This is a genomic window from Butyrivibrio sp. XBB1001 (assembly GCF_000424505.1).
In the GTDB taxonomy this organism is placed as follows: Bacteria; Bacillota; Clostridia; order Lachnospirales; family Lachnospiraceae; genus Butyrivibrio.
On sequence record NZ_AUKA01000003.1, the window covers coordinates 159,943 to 180,237 of the forward strand.

Sequence of the window (20,295 nt, forward strand, 5' to 3'; positions counted from 1 at the left end):
ATTTCAATACATACTCAATGATACAAAGAATTGCTTTGGCAAAACATAATAAATTAAGGGAAATTCAATATGGATAAAATAATGCAAAGCCGCATGGATCGCGGCTTTTATAAATATCAGGAAGAATATGAACAGAAAGCTTTAGAAGTTCTGCGTTCTGGATGGTACATACTTGGAAAAGAGGATGAGGCTTTTGAAAAAGAGTTCGCAGAATACGTGGGCACTAAGTATGCTGTAGGTCTTGCCAGTGGGCTGGATGCGCTTTGGCTTGCTTTTAGAGTGCTTGGGATAGGAAAAGGCGATGAAGTAATTGTGCAGGGGAACACATATATAGCTAGCGTGATGGGGATAACCATAAATGATGCAACTCCAGTTTTTGTAGAACCTGATCAGTACTATCAGATAGATGCTGATAAGATAGAAGAGAAGATTACAGATAAGACAAAGGCTATCCTTGTAGTGCATCTTTATGGACAGGCTGCAAACATGACTAAAATACAGGAAATCTGTAAGAAGCATAATCTGAAACTTGTTGAGGATTGTGCTCAATCCCATGGGGCTTGTCATAATGGGAAGATGACAGGAAGCTTTGGAGATATTGGCTGCTTTTCTTTTTATCCATCCAAGAATATGGGAGCATTTGGAGATGCCGGAGCAATCACAACTGATGATCCAGAACTGGCTAGGCTCATGAAGATATATAGAAATTATGGTAGTGAGAAACGTTACTACAATATGGTTGTAGGTGCTAATTCCCGACTCGATGAACTTCAGGCAGGGCTTTTAAGAGTGAAATTGAAGCATATGGCAGAGATAACTCAGGAAAGAGAGAAACTTGCCAAGAGATATACTGAAGGTATCGATAATCCACTGGTTATCAAGCCTACTATAGCACCCAATTCAACATCTGTCTGGCACCAGTATGTGCTTAGAGTCCCAGGCAAAAGAGATGACTTGAAACAGTACTTGGAAGATAATGATATAGCTACAATAATTCATTATCCGATACCACCGCATAGATCTGAAGCGTATGGATATCTAAATATGGCTGAAGGCAGCCTTCCAATAACTGGGCATTATGCGAATGAAGTTATTTCGCTGCCTATGTATAACGGAATGACAGGTGAAGAGCAAGATAAAGTAATTGATTGTATCAATGCATTTGGAAAAATTAAGCAATAAGGAGCATTATGTCTAAACTATCAATCGTAGTACCTGTGTACTACAACGCGGACACACTTGAACTGCTATATGCAGATATGAAAGAGAAAATATTAGGAAAGCTCGGAGACTACGAGATAGTATTTGTAGATGACGGGTCAGGGGACAATTCCTGGGAAATTATACAGAAAATAGCAGCTCAAGATGACAGAGTGGTATGCACCAAACTTTCTAGAAACTTTGGTGAACATGCAGCAATCCTTGCAGGACTTTCTGTATGTACAGGCGATTGCGCGGTGACCAAACAGGCAGATTTGCAGGAAGATTCTACATTGATTCTCGATATGTATGAGAGCTGGAAACGTGGCAATAAGGTAGTGTTGGCTATCAGAGAATCAAGAGATGAGAACTCTGTGAAAAAGTTTTTTGCAGGATGCTATTACTGGCTTGTTAGAAAGACTATCAACAAGGATATGCCACAAGGAGGATGTGATTGCTACTTGGTAGATAGAAAGGCTATAGAAGTTCTTAAACTTATGGACGAAAAGAATTCATCCCTCACTCTTCAGGTTATGTGGGTGGGCTTTAAAACCGAAAAGATATACTTCCATAGGAAAGACAGAGAGGTTGGCAAGTCACGCTGGACATTGGGCAAAAAGATAAAGCTGGTAGTAGACTCTATGATGAGTTTTTCGTATTTCCCTATAAGATGCATGGCAACATTGGGCTCATTATTTGCTCTTTGCTCTCTCATCGGAATAATCATGGTCATCTATGAAAAAATAACTAAAGGGACACCAATTCTTGGCTACGCATCGATAATGTCTGTAGTTTTATTTGGTTTTGGGGCGATTTTTATAATGCTTTCTGTTTTAGGAGAGTATCTCTGGAGAACGCTTGAGGAGTCAAGGAAAAGACCGCCTTTTATTATTGATGAGGTTAAGAAAAAATAAGGTATCGGTAAATCAAGCAATATCCAGTATTATTGTTATTGTATGAAACCGATAATAGTGTTTATATGAGCTTCTTGGTATAGTTTTGTGAACTCTTAGTATGGAGACTATCTGAAATAGTATTTCTTTTACTATTTTATATTATTTTGGGTGGATGCATAGGAAGGTTTTATTATGATTACAAAGTTTCGTGAAGGATTAAAGAATATAGAGGCAAGAACATTTGAATATATTAATAAAATTATTAATGAAAATGGTAGATTGACGGGAATACTTTTTTTCATCTATTTGATAGCATTTAGTTCTATTTTACGAGCTGATTTCAATTATGCAGATGACATAATGCGTAAGTACATAGGCTATCATGGCTGGATGGATTGGTCTAGATGGACCACAACAATTCTATCAAATGTAATGCATGCAGATTGGGATTTGATAGATATCTCGCCTTTTCCACAGATTATTGCCTGCTTGTTCTTGGCAGTCTCATCTCTAATGCTAGTTAAAGTCTTTTCTAAGACCGGAAAAGTGTCATTTATGAATTTGCTTGCTTCTTTAGCGGTTGGATTATGCCCATACTTTTTTGGTTGCATTTCATTTAAGTATGACTCACCATATATGGCAATGTCTATAATGGTTTCTATATTACCATTTTTGTTTAGAAAAAGTGGTTATAAAAAATTCTATATCATATCTTTGATTTGCTTGTTGCTGATGATAACTACGTATCAGACCTCTTCAGGGATTTACCCAACTATAGTAGTTTTTCTTGCAGTCGACATGTTTTGTGAGGATGAAGAACTCAAGGATATTGGAAAGTTTATTGGAGTTTCAATGTTGGCTTTTGTTAGTGCTCTTCTGATATTTGCATTTATACTAATGCAGCCAGGAGATACTGCAATTGTACCAGTGAATAGAATTCTCTCCACTATTGTATATCGTTACATAGATATGTATAGGTTGGTTGCTGTAGATTTTAGAAAGCTATGGTTATTCTTTATAGGTTTAGCGGGATTGTTTTATCTGTATGAGATATTTTGTGAAACAAAACGCAATAAGATAGTATCTGTTTTGCTAGGTTGCGCAGCTTCTTTTCTAAGCAGTGTATTCGTGTGGAATGTGATGCTAATAATGAGTAGAGACTCTATAGATGCAAGAGGAATGCTAGGATTAGGCACATTAATTGCCATTATTTTTATAAAGCTAAGTTGTTTATCTAGGCCTACTTTATCTAAGCTTTGCTTTTTGATTGTTAACTGGTGCTTTTTTGTTTATGCGCTTGCATATGGAAATGCAATGAAGGAACAGGGGAGATATACAGATTTTAGAATGCAGGTTCTTATTAGTGATTTAAACACATTGGATTATAATGAGAAGGAACTTAAGTGCTTGGGGGTAACAGGTGATATTGGTTATTCACCAGTTATTACTAAAATGAATAATCATTACGATTATGTTAGAAAATTGCTAAGCTATAATGTTCAAGATGATCCTTCTTTCTTATTTGGTGAGGGCTTTTACTTATATAATTATTTTGGATTAAATACGCGTTTTACTTATGATGAGGTTCTTGATTTTGAGAAGCTGAATCTTCCATTGGTAATCGATAATATGTATGAAACTGTTTATGCTAATGATGAATATGTTTATGTGAAACTAAAAAAATAATAGATGCATACAATGGTTTTTAGTTCAAAGAAACAGGGACTATATTATGAATAAGAGATTATCATATATTGATGTTTTTCGTGGCTTAGGTATCATTTTTATGATGATGGGGCATGTTGGCATTTGGACTGAGGGTAGTTACTATATTCATGCCTTTAATATGCCTATGTTTTTTGCAGCGTCAGGTTTTTTTTATGACCATGAAAAGAAAAAATATAATTCGTTTAGAAACTTTATTAAGAACAAAGCAAGAGCTATTATTATCCCATATTTTGTGTTTGGAATACTGTTTTACGTGATAGATGCTGTAATATATGGAGCTGGAATAGAAAAGTTTCTGAAGCTATTTTGGATTAATACGTCGGGACTATCAATTGTTGGAGCTATTTGGTTCCTTTCGGCTATTTTTTTTGTATTTGTGATTTATTGGGGGATTGATCATGCAATTAATAATACGTTTGTGAAAATAGTGCTTGTTTTGTTGCTTTTTACTATTGGATATTCGATTCACCAGTTTTTTGGTATAGAACTGCCGTGGGCGCTTAATCAGGCTATGGTGGGGGTACTGTTTTATTTTATTGGAGATTTATCCTTTAGATTACAAGAGCAACGATTTATAAAAATTCTTTTTAATATGAATTATATAGCTACTTTTATTTTGGCTATAATCGGCGGAATACTAATTTTTATGAATGAGGAAGCCAATATACGCACAGAAAACTACGGTATAGTCCCACTGTTCTTGATAAATGCTTTACTTGGCATGCTTGTTTGGATTAATATTTCAAAGTATATTGATAGATTTTTTGGAAAGAGCTTTATTGGTAGATTTGTTCAAAGCGTAGGAAGAAATTCTATAGTATATCTCTGCCTTAACCAGGGGATAATTTTACTACTACTATATATTTTTAATAGAGGGGCTATTGCTGGGACTATCAGTAAGGCTATTGTTCTTGTGCTTAGCCTTATCTGCATTTACTGGCTTAATGAGACTGTCGATAATACTAAGTTTAGAATTGTTTTTGGAAAAAGGTGGGCATAAGGAGTGCTATTTAATTCAATTAATTTTCTAGTTTTTTTGCCTATAGTAATGCTTTTTTATTTTAGCTTGCCTGTCAAGCTGAAGAACATATGGCTATTGCTTGCAAGCTACTATTTCTATATGTGTTGGAATGCAAAGTATATTGTGTTGATAATGGCGTCAACGTTAATCACGTATGCATCAGGCTTATTAATTGGGAGATATAGAGATAATATAAAAATAAAAAAAATTATACTTTATCTGTGTGCCGCCATGAATTTAGGAATATTAGTAGTTTTCAAGTACACTAATTTTCTTGTATATATTATGGATGGTGTATTCGGAAGAGCAGGCATTACAATAAAAATACCAGCTTTTGATATAGTGTTGCCTGTAGGTATTTCGTTTTATACTTTTCAGGCATTGGGCTATAGCATTGATGTTTACAGAGGAAAAATAGAGCCAGAGAAGAGTCTAATTAATTATGCATTGTTTGTATCTTTTTTTCCTCAGCTTGTTGCCGGGCCGATTGAGAGATCTGGTAATTTGATAAAGCAATTATCAAGGCCTCATAAGTTTGATTATGATAACTTTAGAGATGGACTACTTATGATGCTATGGGGGTACTTTCTGAAAATAGTCATAGCTGATAGAGCAGCGATTTTTGTAGACACTATATATGGATATTCGACTGCATATACAGGATATTATTTGATAGTGGCTACTATACTGTTCGCAGTGCAAATATATTGCGATTTTGCCGGATATTCTACTATTGCAATTGGTTCTGCAAAGATGATTGGTATAAATCTTATGGAGAATTTCGATGCGCCATATTTTTCTACTTCAGTATCTGAGTTTTGGAGAAAGTGGCATATCTCATTGACATCGTGGTTTAGAGACTATCTTTACATACCTCTTGGAGGAAATAGGAAGGGAACGCTGAGGAAATACTTCAATATAGTTTTTGTTTTTTTGATGAGTGGACTGTGGCATGGAGCTGCATTTTCCTTCATAATATGGGGAGGACTAAATGGTATATATCAAGTGATAGGAGATATTATAAAACCTATTAGAAATCGAGTTGTAGATGCTTTGGCAATCAAAGAAGATTCTGCAATATTCAATTTTTTTAAAGGACTTGTGACATTTTTATTAGTGGATTTTGCTTGGGTTTTCTTTCGGGCATCTAGTGCTAGGGAAGCATTATATATTGTGAAATCTATTGTTACAGCTAATAATCCAAATGTATTGGTGGATAAATCTCTATGTTATTGTGGTTTGGATGAGAGTAATTTATTATTCTTGATATTTGCTATCTTTATATTGGCTATAGTTGATTGGTGTAAACATAAAGATATAAGATTAAGAGAAGTTATTCTTAGCCAATGCTGGATAATTAGGAGCTTGGTTGTGGCTTTTGCCATTGTTTTTATACTTGTTTTTGGAATTTGGGGACCTGGATATAATGATGCTAACTTTATTTATTTCCAGTTTTGAGGTGTTTTGTGGATAAGATTAAGAAAATCCTAGTTTTTATGTTTACGCTTATACTTTTAGGAGTGGCATTAGGCAGTATTACTCCACTGTTTGAGAGGAAAGCATCCTATGAGAAGTATGCAGATTTTTTCGATGAGAGAGAGGACATAGATGTTTGGTTTTTGGGTAGTAGTCATATGCTTAATGCTGTATTTCCAATGCAATTATGGAAAGACTATGGGATAGTTTCCTATAATTTCGGAGGCCATTCCAGTCAGATAGCAACTAGTTATTGGGTTATGGAAAATGCATTAAACTATAAGACACCAAAAGTTGTTGTCATAGATGGTTATTTATTATCTAGTGAGTGGAAAGCTTCAGATATATTCTCATACCTGCATTTGTCATTTGATGCCTTTCCTATTAGTAAAACAAAAATAATGGCAGTAAACGATTTGCTTAATGATGAGGGACTTGAGAAATCAATTCAGGATGGAACAGCTCGTCAAAGTGATGAGAAAAGAACAAAAATAGGATTATTATGGAACTTTTCAGTTTATCATTCAAGATGGAATGAACTAACCAAGAATGATTTTAATCCTGCTGTTAATCTTGAAAAGGGTGCCGAGTCTAGAGTTGGAATATGTAAGGCCAATAAAACGGATAAAATTTCAACTTACTCGTGGAATAATGAGACGACTGCTGAAGTGTACCTTAGAAGGATAATAGAAGAGTGCCAGGCTAGGAATATAAGAGTTGTTCTGACCTATCTTCCTTATGTCGCAGATGAGACAGGGTGGGAGGAAGCAGAGAGGTTATCAGCTATTGCTAAAGAATATGATTTACAGTATCTGGATTTTCTTGATTTAGATATAGTTGATTACGAAACAGATTTTTATAATTTTGGGCATTTAAATCCTTCGGGGGCCAGAAAAGTAACAGATTATTGTGGAAAGATTCTTAGTGAAGGGTATGGTCTGGAAGATAGGCGAAGTCAGGAAAGTTACGTTGGATGGAATAAGGACTACTATGAATATGAGGAGTATTGTGATAATTTATTCAGAAAATCGGAGACTCTTGATGAATATCTAATGCTTACATCGTCATCAAAGGTGGCCGCAGAAATAAAAACAAGTAATGATATGGTACTGAATAATACATATTTTAAAAAGCTTTGTGATAATACTAAGGCAGCAGGCAATGAGTTAAGCATAAAGACAGGTAATTACTCTAATTTAGTTGACATTACTATTTCTAGAAATGGAAAAGTTATTGACAGAGTATCGTTTGATGTTGAATTAGTGGATGGATCTTTTTCAACGGTCGAATGTACTAGGCAGGAGGAAGAATAGTGACCCCAATAGTTCTATTGCCAGTAATCTTGGCAATATCTTTGTGGAAAAAAGTAAAATTTGAGTATATTGCGCCCATAGTAATGATGTGCACAACTATGGTGGCTTATGCATTTGGAGCTTCAATAGGATTTATCTGGGCAAAATATCTTTTGATTGTTTTAGCTTTAGTGTCACTGCTATATGTAGTTCAGAGAATACGAGGGAATCTTGATGAACGGCTAAAAGAATACGGTTTTAGTGTGTTGGCTTATGTAGTAATCTTTATATGGTTATTATTGGTTATGCAAAACCGCTATATAGCTGACAAAGATGCCCAATTAGTATGGGCGAGATTTGCTAAGGAATTTTATTATTTTGGCAGAATAAACAGGTTTAGCTATATTCCTGGAATGATTTCTTGGAATACCTTATCTTTATATTTTTGGAAAAATGAATCAGATGCTGTTCTTTTAGTAGGTCAAGCATTTTTTACTGCATATATGCTGGTATCTATTGTTGAAGATGTAAAAATTAAGAATCACTTTACTAAGATAATGCTCACATTAGTAGCAATACTTTTGCCGTGTTTATCAAAGGACGGATATGGTTATTATTCCTTGGCATTAGATACATTTATTGGTGTATTAGCTGCATATATACTAATAAAGATTAGAAACTTTTTGCTATATAAAACGAGGATAGACGCTATAGGGGTTTGCCTTGGAATTGTAATTCTAGTTTTATCCAAGAAAGCAGGGTTTGTATTAGCCTTGATGTTAATTACTGTTTTGCTATGTTGCGAAGCTTTTTCGGATAATAAACAGAGATTTTCTAAGCAATTTAATAGAGTGCTTATCTGTGCGGTTATTGCAGTGCTTGCATCACTTTTGATTTGGGATGCATTGTGTTTTATTGATAGCGGATATTCATCACTCTTGAGGTATCTTATTGTTCTTAGTGAACTAATTCATGGCTCATTACTTGATCTGGCGGGTATAGCAAGTTTACTTATTGTTGTCGCTTTGGCTATGGTAATTATTATAAAAAAACAATGGATGCTGGTTATGGAAGGATTAACCATAGGGGTTCTATTGTTTGGATTTGCTGGAGTCACTATGCTTATCCCCCTTGAAATAAGACAGAGTACTATAAATAGTTTTTTAAAATGTATTTTTTCTATCAACGGCAGATATGTAGTTTATGGATTTGGATATGCGATTTTAATACCTTTTTATGTTATTATTTTAGCGGTAGACTTATGTTATTTTTTTGTCCTGAGAAAAGAGGATAAAACGAAAAGAAAACTGGATACTAATTTTATTACTTGGATAAATATAGGATTTCTTATCTATACTTTATTTGTATATTATGCGAATTTATCGACAAGAACACTTGAACAAACAGCCAGATCTGCTGAATGTAACAGATATTTATTTACTTATATACTGATATTCGTGATTATAGGTTTGTACAAAATATTAACTATAGAATATAAGGATTCCAAGCTGGTTGATGTAGTAATTTCTATATTGCTAGTAGTATTATTAGCTACATCCAATTTTCCAGTAGCATCATTTGATAGAATTACTACATACTACACAGAGTTTATAAATGTTAATGAGAATGACACCATATATTTAGTTGACCAGAAAGATAAAGTTGATAAGTATTCTTTTTATTATTTAATCACACCGGGCAATTATGTTTATTTGCAGGAAGACAAGATGATGGAAAATGCGGATGGCAGTGAACTATCATTGGATGAGTGGAAAAGGCATCTTATTGAATACGGATGTACATATGTGTATGTTTTTAGTATAGATGATGATTTTGAAGCTAATTATGGAAGTATGTTTGATGGGCCGGTTTTACAGAAAACTTTATATACCGTTGAGTATACAGAAAATGATTTACGGTTAAAATATTATTATTGTTTCGAGGGAGCATAATGCGAATATTATATGTATTACACAGATACCATACTAATATGATTTCAACCATGAAAGGTTGGAAGGAGAATGGCAATGAAGTATGTGTAATTAGCCAATATAAGGGAAAAGTGGAGGATCACAAATATGTTGTACCTCATGTTATGGGATACTCTAAAGCTTTTAATGTATTTTTCAAATTGTATGTTAATGTGATCAAGAAAAATGATCCTTTTGCCAAAGATATTAATCTTAGGTATGGAATTCCCCCAATGAAGGGCATTAAGAAGATTATTAAAGAGTTTAATCCTGATGTTATAGTACTGAGGGAACGTTCCTTATACACAATGTTTTGTTATCATTTCTGCAAAAAGAATGGATATAGAACGATTCTCTATAATCTCAGCCCTGTATTTGCTGAGCCTGGATACTATAAATATGATTTGGCTCATAGACTTGCTAGAAAGCTTACGCCAGAATACAGAATATCTCCAACCAGACAGATTGGAATAGATATGGAAGGCAAGGTTCGTGATGGCAAGTCTTTCTTTGCGCCATTTATAGTTGAGCCTAGAGTTGCACCAGAAGAACGAAGCTATTACAAAGATGGAAATATCAATGTTTTTGAAATTGGGAAGTATCAAGAGAGAAAGAACCACTTCCTGATGGTGAATGTGATTAAGCGCCTTTCTGAGAAATATCCCCAAATTAAGCTGACTATAGCAGGCGAGTTATCAGATAAATTTCATCAGGAATATTATGATAGGCTTGAGAAGTATATAAAGGAGCAGGGCTTAGAAGATAGAATAATTCTGTTTAAGAATTTGCCTAAGGCTGAGGTGGAACGTATATATCAAGAGACAGATTTGTTTGTCCTTACTAGCACGGGAGAACCTGCCTCAATTACTGTTATTGAACCTATGGCGTTTAGCGTTCCCACAATAAGTGGAACAGATAATGGGACTGCTGACTATATAGCTTGTGGTGAAACTGGAGAAGTCTTCATGGATTGTGATGAAGATGATCTTTATGCAAAAATGGATGGCATTTTATCTGAAAAGGATAATATCCCTAAAATGGGGGCCAAGGCTTACAAACATGTATGTGATAATTTCCAATTCAGGAACTATCTAGATACTATAGAAGAAATACTGGCTGATATGGAGAAAAAGAATTGATTAAGACATTGTCCTATATTTTTTCCAAACAGGAAAAGTTTAAGATGGCGTATATTGCGCTTCTTATTGTGATTGGAGGCATACTGGAACTTATGGGAGTTGCGGTATTTACTCCTTTTATTCAGATTATTACTGCCCCTACGGTTATCGAGGAAAACAAGTTTTTGTCATATACATATAGGATAATGGGATTTAGAGACACAAATAGCTTTATTATTGGCATAGCAGTATTTATTATTGTTGTTTATGTCTTTAAGAACCTTTTTCTTACATATGAAAAGAATTCTGTTTATTTGTTTTCTTATGGGATGCAACATAGAGTAGCTAAAAGACTATTAAAAGCGTATTTGGCAGAAAACTATGCTTATCATCTTAAAACAAATCCAGCGGAACTAATTAGAACAATTCAGGTGGATACTGACTATTTTACCAAGGCGGTTATTCATACTTTGGAACTGATAATGGAGATAGTTGTCTGTTCGGCACTTATAGTATATTTATTTATCGTTAGCCCTATGATTACGATAATAACATCTATTTCTTTGTTTATTGCAGTGTCATTATATGTCCTATTTTCTAAAAAATGGCTTAGAGAAGTTGGAAGACAGAGCCAGAAATATGGCGCTGAAATATTAGAGTGTGCAAATCAGGCTCTTGGTGGAGTCAAGGAAATCAAGGTTTTAAACCGCGAAGAGTATTTTATCAAGAAGTTTTCTCACTCATTTTCACTGAATATGCGCTGTATCAGACTTAGCCGACTTGCCTCGGTCCTTCCTAAGTATTTTGTAGAGTCGATTTGTATTATAGGACTTATGTTGGCTGTTATCATTAAGATGAAGACAGACAGTAGTAATATTAGCAGTTTTATTCCACAGCTGGCGGTTTTTGCCACAGCTGCATTTCGGCTTATGCCATCAGTTGGAAGAATCAATGAGCATACATCTGCAATCAATAACTGCTATCCATCGGTGAACCTGATATATGAGGATTTAAGGAGCGTAGAGTCTGTCCAGGAAAAGAAGGAACAAGTGGCTAAGCTTGGCAAGATGGAACTTACAGATTCCATAAAGGTTGAGAACATTTCTTTTGGATATGATGACTCTGAGAAGGAAATCGTAAAAAAGGCTTCATTTATGATCAGTAGGGGGAAGACTGTGGCCTTTGTGGGAGAATCTGGTTCAGGAAAGACTACGCTTGTTGATATTATTTTAGGACTACTGATTCCAAAGTCGGGTAAAGTTGAAGTTGATGGAGTAGATATCAACAGTAATATGAGTGGCTGGCAGAAAAATATCGGATATATTCCACAAGCGATTTATTTGTCGGATGATTCTATCAGGAAGAATATAGCTTTCGGAATTGAAGAGGATGAAATAGATGATAAGGCAGTAGAGGAAGCTGCAAGAAAGGCTCAGTTATTGGATTTTGTTAGTTCTCTTCCAGAAGGTTTTGAGACTGTAGTTGGTGAACGAGGAGCAAGAATTTCTGGAGGACAAAAACAGAGAATTGGTATAGCAAGAGCTCTTTATCATAATCCAGAAGTACTTGTTTTGGATGAAGCTACATCTGCGCTTGATAATGAGACTGAAAAAGCTGTTATGGAAGCGATTGATGGACTTCATGGAACAAAAACTATTATTATTATTGCGCATAGGCTTTCTACCATACAGAATGCTGATCTTGTATATGAGGTTGGAGAAGGCAAAGTGACTCGGAGGGAAAAAAGTGAGGTATTGGGAAAATGAAGACGCTTGAAGTTGATAAAAAAATCCATTCTTTTGTAGAGAAAAAGGGTTTTGCAATTGTTTTGTTTTTTGTAGTTTCTATCGCATTACTAATTCGAGCGTATTTTATTCCCATTACAGAATACAGTGCTGATTATACAATATGTTGGTATCCCTGGTGGTTGGAATATAAGGAATATGGAGTGATTGGCGGTTTAGGTAGGACTATAGGCGATTATTATGTACCATATAATCTAATTGTAGCATTCTCTTCCTTGTTTCCAATGCAACCGTGTTATATTATGGCGCTTTTTTCAATTCTTTGTGATTGCCTCTGTTCATTATATGTATATAGATTCCTAACGATACCTGCATTGGAAAAATATATCTCCAAGAAAAGAGCTGCTTTGATTGCAGTTTGTATACTATATTTACCTTGTATGCTACTAAATGGAGCGTTGTGGAAACAATGTGATTCTGTTTATACAGCTTTTTGTGTCATGTTTCTATACTACATGGCTACAGAGAAATACAATAAATCGATTATTGCATGGACAATTGGATTTGCTTTTAAACTCCAGGCTATTTTTCTGCTACCGTTAGTTTTTTTAATGTATTTTATCAAGAAAAAATTTAGTTTTCTTACATATCTATGGATACCATTTATTTTTCTCCTAAGTGGACTGCCAGCAATTCTTTGTGGAAGAAGTGTTTGGGACACATATGGAACATATCTGTTTCAAACTGGTGAAGGTGCTGCAATGATGACTAATACAACAAATATATATGAGTTTGGTTTCATCGACCCGAAAGTATGTGCGATGCCAGCTATTCTCATTACTGCAGTGGTTTTAGTACTGTATTGTTATAAATTCTACACCATAAGCGAGAGGGTTGATGATAAGGATATTATGATGATGGCAACATGGATATCATGGACTTGCTATATGTTTTTACCTCGTATGAGACAAAGGTATGATTTCCTGGCTGTTGTTTTATTATCTGTTTATCTTTTGGCCTTTGAGTATAGTAATGTTTGGATTGCGATAATAGTAAATGTGGTATCGTTAGCGCAATATAGTAGATACTTGTTTAAGATGGAGATGTCTGTTGTATGGTTATCTATACCATACGTATTAATGTATATGCTTTTTTCAATGAATGTTTTTAGAAAAATGGATAATAAAGCAAAAATGATAGAAAAGATGTGAGCGATTTAGAGAGAGTTATTTATGAAAAATGTGATATTTTTTACCCATTCTCTAAGTGGTGGTGGCGCTGAAAAAACTGTAAGACAATTATCTAAGTATATTAATGATCATGACATAAGCGCGAAGGCTTATGTTTGTGTCGTATATGATGATCCGGATTATCATGATGAAGTTGAAAATCTTATTGTTTTGAATCATAAATCTGATGAAGATGATAGTAGAATAAAAAAAGGGCTTAACGTACTGAGACAAATTGCTGAAGTTAGGAATATTAAGAAGAAGTTGAGCATAGATACTTGTGTAAGTTTTCTTCCAGGGGCAGATATTATCAATGTGTTTTCTGGTATTGGTGAAAAACAGATTGTTTCCGTTAGAAATAAGGAGTCTCTGTTTACTCATAATATCTTTAAGAAAATTTATGTCAAGACCGCATATAAGCGCTGCGACAAGATAGTCGCAGTTACTGAAGTTGTAAGAAAAGACTGCATTGATTTCTTTGATGTTCCACAAGATAAAGTGGTAACAATTCATAATGCTATATGTGATATGAATGATAATCCTAAGCTTTTGGATTCTGTTTCAAAATTTATCGATGGGCACAAAGTCATAGTTAATGTTGGAAGGCTTACAGATCAAAAAGGCCAGGATCATTTGCTGAAAGCTTTTGCTATTACTTGTAAAGCGTATCCAGAATATAGACTATTGATATTAGGCGATGGAGAACGAAAGAAGGACTTGGAAAAACTAGCATCTGAACTTGGAATTTTGGATATTGTAATGTTTGCTGGCAATGTGATCAATCCAGCTGCTTATCTTAGAAAGGCAGATATATTTGTTCTCTCATCAAATGTTGAGGGAATGCCCAATGTTCTTCTGGAGGCTATGCAATGTGGACTACCTTGTGTTTCCACAGAGTGCGGGGCCAGGGAAATATTGGCTCCAAATACAGATGTTGGGTACGAAACAAAAACTGTAGATGTATCCGAGTATGGAATTTTGGTACCAGTGTGTACTACAGATAATGATGAAAGAATACTTGCTGATGGTATTATGAAACTAATAGATGATGCTTCTTTGGCGCAAATGTATAGAGAAAAGGCTTTAGAGTGCATTTCAAGATTTAAAATGGAAAACATTATTCAGAAATGGATTGAAGTTCTTTAAGTATATGAAATTGACAATTATTACTCCTACGTATAATAGGGGAGATAAACTAAATAAACTATTTAAATCTCTTAATAATCAGACAGTTAAAGATTTTAACTGGCTGATTATTGATGATGGGAGCATTGATGATACTGCAGAAGTTGTTCGAGATTTTATGGCAGTTGCAAATTTTGAGATTAGATATGATATTCAGGAGAATGGTGGTAAGCATAGAGCACTGAATAAAGGCATTTCAAAAATAACAACTGAGCTTACAATTATCGTTGATAGTGATGATTTTCTGACAGAGAATGCAGTAGAGACAATATTAGATTATCATGAACTATATGATAATCGTAAAGAATCAGATAAACTATGTGGATTTAGTTTTCTCCGCGCATATAGCAATGGAGAGATTAACACAGGAGAGTTTCCTGTAGATGAGGTGGTTGATACATATAGACAGCAGAGGATTAATAATAATTTATTAGGAGATAAGGCAGAGGTTTATTATACTGACATTCTAAAGATGTATCCTTTTGAAGAGTTTGACGGAGAGAAGTTTATGCCAGAAGATGCGGTATGGCTAAAAATGTCAGGACCTTATAATATGGTTCATATCAATCGGGTTATATACTATTGTGATTACTTAGAGGGAGGCCTTACTAGAACAGGGAGAAGGATGAAAATCTTTTCTCCATATGGAATGATGTATAGGTCTTCTGTTTATCTTAATGATCCCCAAGTGAATATTAAGGCCAAGGCTAAAATGGCTATTTTATACCAGGTTTATTCTCAATTTGCGAAGAACAGAGATGATGAGAATAACAAGGATAAAGAAAGTATTTTAGACGATAGAGCGAGATGCAAGGTAAATAGTCCTATGGACAAGCTGTTACTTGCGTTAAGCTTTGTTCCTTCGAAATGTATTTTTTTAATTTGGGATAGGAAATATAAATGAGAAGTAAAGTAGTTGATGTTTAAAAATCATTTTTTTGTATCATTTTGGTTGTGACAATAGCAGCAATAATAGGGACATTATTGTTGGTTGCGGTGTATATTGTAGCTTTTTTACTTATAAAAAGGTAGGTCGCTCCATAAAGAATAGTTTGTTTGCTTTTATTCCTTTCGTAGTAGTGGCAAGTTATTGTTTCATATGGTGGATGGCTACCAAGAACCATTGTGTTCATAATTCTAAATTTATGGTTAGAGAATTTGGAATATTTATGTTTGCTATTAGTGCTGGAATTATTTATTGCCTTAAAATGAGATATATTCAGAAATCAAGGTAGTAGGTTTTTAATCATATAATGATAAGATTTAACTTATAAAGGAAATGGTAAATGCTTTTTAATAGTTTAGATTTTTTGATTTTTTTTCCTATAGTATTTCTGGTATTTTTGATAATACCAAAGAGACTTAGACAGATATGGCTTTTGGCTTGTAGTTATTTCTTTTACATGTGCTGGGATTACAGATGTATTGTACTGATATTGTTTTCTACAGCTGCTACCTATGCAAGTGGACTGTTGCTAGAAAAAGCAACGTCAGAAACTAAAAAGAAACTGATAGTTGCGGCATGTCTCATATCCAATTTTGGAATTTTGTTTGTCTTTAAGTACTTTAACTTTGTAGCTGGATCAATGATGCATGTGGCAGGAAGAGGGTTTGACCCTTTTAATATTATTCTTCCTGTAGGAATTTCATTTTATACCTTCCAGGCAGTGGGATATACAATTGACTGTTATAGAGGAGATATTGCTCCAGAGCATAAATTTATCAGATATGCGCTTTTTGTTTCATTCTTTCCTCAGCTGGTTGCTGGCCCTATCGAGAGAAGCGGCAATCTCCTTGGGCAGATCGATAATCTGTCCAAGATGAGCAGAAGGGATATTCTTGATGTCAGAAGGATTCAGGAAGGATTTATCCTGATGACCTGGGGAATGTTCCTGAAACTTGTGATTGCTGATAGAGTAGCAGTCATTGTGGATAATGTCTATGATAACGTGTATATGTATGGCAGCGTTGGCCTTTTAATGGCCTTCTTTGGTTTTGGACTTCAGATTTATTGTGATTTTGCTAGCTACTCCACTATAGCTATAGGCGCTGCAAGATTTTTTAACATAACTCTTATGGAGAATTTTGATGCGCCATATTTTGCTACTTCTGTCACTGATTTTTGGAGAAGATGGCACATTTCTCTTTCCAGTTGGTTTAGAGATTATCTTTATATTCCTCTTGGAGGAAATAGAAAGGGCAAGGCCAGAAAATTACTGAATTTGCTTATAGTATTTACATGTAGTGGATTGTGGCATGGCGCAAACTGGACCTTTGTTTTCTGGGGGGCTATGCATGGAGTGCTGCTTGTAATAGAGAATCTCCTTAAGCCATGGATACGCAGGATAGATGAATATATGGGAGTTAATAAGAGAAATGTCGGATTTATGCTTTGCAGAGCTGCCATTGTGACACTTATAGCTGATGCAGCGTGGGTGTTCTTTAGGGCAGATTCTTTTGAGCAGGCATATACGTTTTATTACAGGTTGTTTACCAGAGGCGACTGGTGGAAATTATTTGATGGGACCATTTATACTTATGGACTTGATATTACTGAGATGTGGATACTTGCCATCGGCATGATGATCTTGGTAGTTGTAGATTTTATCCGTGTTAGAAAGGGACTACCTTTTGGCAAGTACTTAATGGGAGAATACGCGGTATTCAGAGTGGCAGTAATTGTAGCGCTTTTGATTTTCACAATTGTTTTTGGACAGTATGGGCCTGGATTTGATTCTAAGGAGTTCATATATTTCCAATTTTAGCTTTGGGTAGGAGAGGACGGATATGTCGAATTTTGAAAAAAAGCTTCTGAATTATTTAGAGAATAATTTAGATAAAATAGTATTTATTGTTGTAATATTATTGTCTGTTTGGCTGAGACGACTATATACGCCACTTGTGGATATTACTAATGGAGCTTCTGATTACAAGTCAGAACTCTCGGTATGGGTGGACTACTACAGAGGACTTAGTGTTAAAGAATGCCTTTCAAATGGTATTGGAAACTACTATGTGCCATATAATCTTTTGCTAATTTTGGCTTCTAGATTTGATATTGAGGCATATTGGTTTATTTGTTTCTTTTCATATGTGTTTGATTATGTGATGGCCTTTTATATCTACAAGATAGTAATGCTTTTGATGGGATATGAAGGTGGCAGAAACAGTCTTGAGGCCAAGAGTGTAAAGGTATTAGCTGCTATTTCACTGATACTTCCAATGGTGGTTGCCAATAGTGCCATTTGGAAACAGTGCGATTCTGTATATTCTGGAATAATTCTCTGTGGAATATATTATTTTCTTAAAAAGAAGTACAATGTAGCATTCATTATTCTAGGGGTGGCATTTTCTTTTAAAATGCAGACGATTTTGGTGTTACCGTTTTTGCTTATAGCTTACTTTGTATTGAGAGAGTTTAGTGTGCTCAAGTTCTTATGGATTCCTGGGATATATGCTATAGCAGGGCTTCCGGCAATTATATGTGGAGCGCGTATTACTAGAGTGTATGGTACATATTACAGACAGACCAGGCAATATGGAGCAATGACTATTAATTCGCCAGGAATATGGAATCTTGGACTCTCTGAGTACATGTATCATCATGTTGCCATGGCTATTACGATTATTATCTTTGCAGTTTTGGTCTTGGCAATAACAGTTAAAAAGCCAAAGTGGAATGATAGGTTGTTTTTTTATCTCTTAGGCTGGGTAGTTATGACATGCTTTGAATTTCTGCCAAGTATGCACGAAAGATATGATTATTTGGCGATAATAGTACTTACCTATGTTGCAATCTGTTATAGACATAAGATCTTGCCTGCAGTTCTTGGCATGCATTTAGTATCAGCTTGCACTTATGGAAAGTTTTTATTTTGTTTTGATGTAAATTATACACTTGTAGCGATAGTTTATTTGATGGCATATGTATTTATTACATGGGATTTTGTGGGGCAGTTGTTTGGGAATGAACGATAAACGGAAGATAATAATTGAGATAACAGCGTTTGTGCTAGTATTCGTATTGGCATTTAGTTGTTGTTACAACGTTCTAAGGATTAAGGATATCGGAAATGGTGGCGGTATAGAAGCTTATGATGATATAAAGGTTCCTGTTGACGTTGCTATATTTGGGGCATCACATTCTGTGTGTACAGTGGATAATAGTATTTTATGGAAGGATTACGGCATCGCTAGTTATACGCTGTGGTCTGGAAGTCAGGAGGTTGACGGTACATATCTTTTTATGCAGGATGCATTTAAGAAGAATAAGCCAAAAGTAGCGCTAGTTGAGACCTTGGACTTTATTAACTATAGTAATCCGGACAGAACATTATCTTTATCTGCACTTACAACAGATTATTCCAAGGATTATGTTAATTGGGCTATTAAGACAGCTTCCGACCAGGGGTATTCAAGAGAGTATTTAGAAGAAATGCTTTTCAGAATGCCTATAGTTCATTCAAGATACAAGGAACTGGCCAAGACAGATTTTATTCAGGAACGCACATATAACAGAGGCTATAATGGTAGTAATGAGTGTTTGCCATGTGAACCTCCGACTATAGTAGATGACAGGGAAGATGTTCCTGAAATAGATATGTACTATATCAACAAGATAATTGAATTGTGCAAAGAGTACGATGTGGAGCTAGTGTTCTTCCATGCGCCATTTGTTTTGGATGATGCTAATATTTTTGAACAAAAGCGACAGAACTATCTATCAGATTATTTTGCTGAAAATGGCATTCCTTTCCTTGATTATTACAGGAATTATGAGTCTTGTGGAATAGATTTTGCAACAGATTTGCGAGAGGGTAATCATTTAAACGACCTTGGTGCTACTAAAGTGACTAATGCACTAGGACAGTATCTTGTTTCTAATTATGAATTTGCAGATAAGGCTGGCAAGGCTGGATATGAAGATTGGGATACTCATGTAAGATATGTTGAAGACAGGAAGATTACTTTTAACCTCAAGAAGATAGATGACCTTGGAGATTATTTGAAGAGCTTAAGCGGATATACTGATAGATTCACTATAATAGTTTCTTTTAATGGAAACTATAAGGTAATAGAGGGATATGATGGAATACCCGATTTTGCCAGCATGGGATTAGGGACAGAGTATGACGTTGGAGGACTTGCTGTCATTCGAAATGGCAAGGTGGATGTAAGTACTGAAGGATCTGCGGAGTACAATGTTTACAGAGAATTTGATGGCAGAGTTGATTTTGTAGGATTTAAAAGTGCCGACGATTTATTTGAAGGATATATGATAAATGGTAATGATTACACCAAAGATTGTAATGGCTTTGGAATAACAGTTTATGACGAGACATGTCACTACATTGTTGATGATGTTTATGTAGATGTGTATGAAGGTACAGAAGTTCATCATGTATCAGAAGACTATGTAATATATTAAGAGGCCT

15 protein-coding genes are annotated in these 20,295 nt (G+C 35.0%); all 15 read left to right on the plus strand.

All coding sequences use genetic code 11. The features are described 5' to 3' along the window. The first annotated feature begins 69 nt into the window (after window positions 1–69). Window positions 70–1,182, plus strand: coding sequence for a DegT/DnrJ/EryC1/StrS family aminotransferase (locus G631_RS0105800; RefSeq protein ID WP_026488647.1), 1,113 nt, complete (start codon window positions 70–72; stop codon window positions 1,180–1,182). A gap of 8 nt (window positions 1,183–1,190) precedes the next feature. Next, window positions 1,191–2,114 carry a glycosyltransferase family 2 protein gene (locus tag G631_RS0105805; RefSeq protein WP_026488648.1) on the plus strand — a complete coding sequence of 308 codons (924 nt, stop codon included), beginning with the start codon at window positions 1,191–1,193 and terminating at the stop codon, window positions 2,112–2,114. Between the two features lie 174 nt (window positions 2,115–2,288). Continuing rightward, entirely contained in the window at window positions 2,289–3,782 is a 1,494-nt protein-coding gene (locus G631_RS0105810) for a glucosyltransferase domain-containing protein (RefSeq protein WP_026488649.1), read from the plus strand. Between the two features lie 46 nt (window positions 3,783–3,828). Then, a complete protein-coding gene (locus tag G631_RS0105815) occupies window positions 3,829–4,824 on the plus strand; it encodes an acyltransferase family protein (RefSeq protein ID WP_026488650.1) in 996 nt (331 codons plus the stop codon). A gap of 252 nt (window positions 4,825–5,076) precedes the next feature. Beyond that, window positions 5,077–6,303: an MBOAT family O-acyltransferase gene (locus G631_RS0105820; protein ID WP_255345391.1), complete on the plus strand. Its 1,227-nt coding sequence runs from the start codon at window positions 5,077–5,079 to the stop codon at window positions 6,301–6,303. Window positions 6,304–6,311: 8 nt separating this feature from the next. After that, window positions 6,312–7,634: a hypothetical protein gene (locus G631_RS0105825; RefSeq protein ID WP_026488652.1), complete on the plus strand. Its 1,323-nt coding sequence runs from the start codon at window positions 6,312–6,314 to the stop codon at window positions 7,632–7,634. After that, window positions 7,634–9,565, plus strand: coding sequence for a hypothetical protein (locus tag G631_RS0105830; protein WP_026488653.1), 1,932 nt, complete (start codon window positions 7,634–7,636; stop codon window positions 9,563–9,565). The genes G631_RS0105825 and G631_RS0105830 overlap by 1 nt, the downstream gene beginning before the upstream one ends. After that, entirely contained in the window at window positions 9,565–10,722 is a 1,158-nt protein-coding gene (locus tag G631_RS0105835; protein WP_026488654.1) for a glycosyltransferase family 4 protein, read from the plus strand. Before G631_RS0105830 ends, G631_RS0105835 begins: the two co-directional genes overlap by 1 nt. Further along, entirely contained in the window at window positions 10,719–12,467 is a 1,749-nt protein-coding gene (locus tag G631_RS0105840) for an ABC transporter ATP-binding protein (RefSeq protein WP_026488655.1), read from the plus strand. The genes G631_RS0105835 and G631_RS0105840 overlap by 4 nt, the downstream gene beginning before the upstream one ends. Next, complete coding sequence (locus G631_RS0105845) at window positions 12,464–13,657, plus strand: hypothetical protein (protein WP_026488656.1); 1,194 nt, start codon at window positions 12,464–12,466, stop codon at window positions 13,655–13,657. Before G631_RS0105840 ends, G631_RS0105845 begins: the two co-directional genes overlap by 4 nt. A 21-nt stretch (window positions 13,658–13,678) precedes the next feature. Then, window positions 13,679–14,821 (plus strand): glycosyltransferase, encoded by a 1,143-nt coding sequence (locus G631_RS0105850; RefSeq protein ID WP_026488657.1) that lies wholly within the window; start codon window positions 13,679–13,681, stop codon window positions 14,819–14,821. 4 nt (window positions 14,822–14,825) lie between these two features. Then, window positions 14,826–15,764, plus strand: a complete 939-nt coding sequence (locus G631_RS18190) for a glycosyltransferase family 2 protein (RefSeq protein WP_035789376.1) — start codon at window positions 14,826–14,828, stop codon at window positions 15,762–15,764. A gap of 382 nt (window positions 15,765–16,146) precedes the next feature. After that, window positions 16,147–17,625, plus strand: coding sequence for an MBOAT family O-acyltransferase (locus G631_RS0105860; RefSeq protein WP_026488658.1), 1,479 nt, complete (start codon window positions 16,147–16,149; stop codon window positions 17,623–17,625). A 22-nt stretch (window positions 17,626–17,647) separates the two neighbouring features. Further along, on the plus strand, window positions 17,648–18,838 hold the full coding sequence (locus tag G631_RS0105865) for a hypothetical protein (protein WP_026488659.1): 1,191 nt from the start codon (window positions 17,648–17,650) through the stop codon (window positions 18,836–18,838). Then, window positions 18,828–20,288 (plus strand): hypothetical protein, encoded by a 1,461-nt coding sequence (locus G631_RS0105870; RefSeq protein WP_026488660.1) that lies wholly within the window; start codon window positions 18,828–18,830, stop codon window positions 20,286–20,288. The genes G631_RS0105865 and G631_RS0105870 overlap by 11 nt, the downstream gene beginning before the upstream one ends. Window positions 20,289–20,295 lie beyond the last annotated feature (7 nt).

Bases quoted from the DNA above. Each gene is read 5' to 3' on its own strand.
- G631_RS0105835 (WP_026488654.1), top strand. From the start codon at position 9,565: ATGCGAATATTATATGTATTACACAGATACCATACTAATATGATTTCA.
- G631_RS0105870 (WP_026488660.1), top strand. From the start codon at position 18,828: ATGAACGATAAACGGAAGATAATAATTGAGATAACAGCGTTTGTGCTA.
- G631_RS0105800 (WP_026488647.1), top strand. From the start codon at position 70: ATGGATAAAATAATGCAAAGCCGCATGGATCGCGGCTTTTATAAATAT.
- G631_RS0105845 (WP_026488656.1), top strand. From the start codon at position 12,464: ATGAAGACGCTTGAAGTTGATAAAAAAATCCATTCTTTTGTAGAGAAA.
- G631_RS0105815 (WP_026488650.1), top strand. From the start codon at position 3,829: ATGAATAAGAGATTATCATATATTGATGTTTTTCGTGGCTTAGGTATC.
- G631_RS18190 (WP_035789376.1), top strand. From the start codon at position 14,826: ATGAAATTGACAATTATTACTCCTACGTATAATAGGGGAGATAAACTA.
- G631_RS0105810 (WP_026488649.1), top strand. From the start codon at position 2,289: ATGATTACAAAGTTTCGTGAAGGATTAAAGAATATAGAGGCAAGAACA.
- G631_RS0105860 (WP_026488658.1), top strand. From the start codon at position 16,147: ATGCTTTTTAATAGTTTAGATTTTTTGATTTTTTTTCCTATAGTATTT.
- G631_RS0105805 (WP_026488648.1), top strand. From the start codon at position 1,191: ATGTCTAAACTATCAATCGTAGTACCTGTGTACTACAACGCGGACACA.
- G631_RS0105820 (WP_255345391.1), top strand. From the start codon at position 5,077: ATGAATTTAGGAATATTAGTAGTTTTCAAGTACACTAATTTTCTTGTA.
- G631_RS0105850 (WP_026488657.1), top strand. From the start codon at position 13,679: ATGAAAAATGTGATATTTTTTACCCATTCTCTAAGTGGTGGTGGCGCT.
- G631_RS0105865 (WP_026488659.1), top strand. From the start codon at position 17,648: ATGTCGAATTTTGAAAAAAAGCTTCTGAATTATTTAGAGAATAATTTA.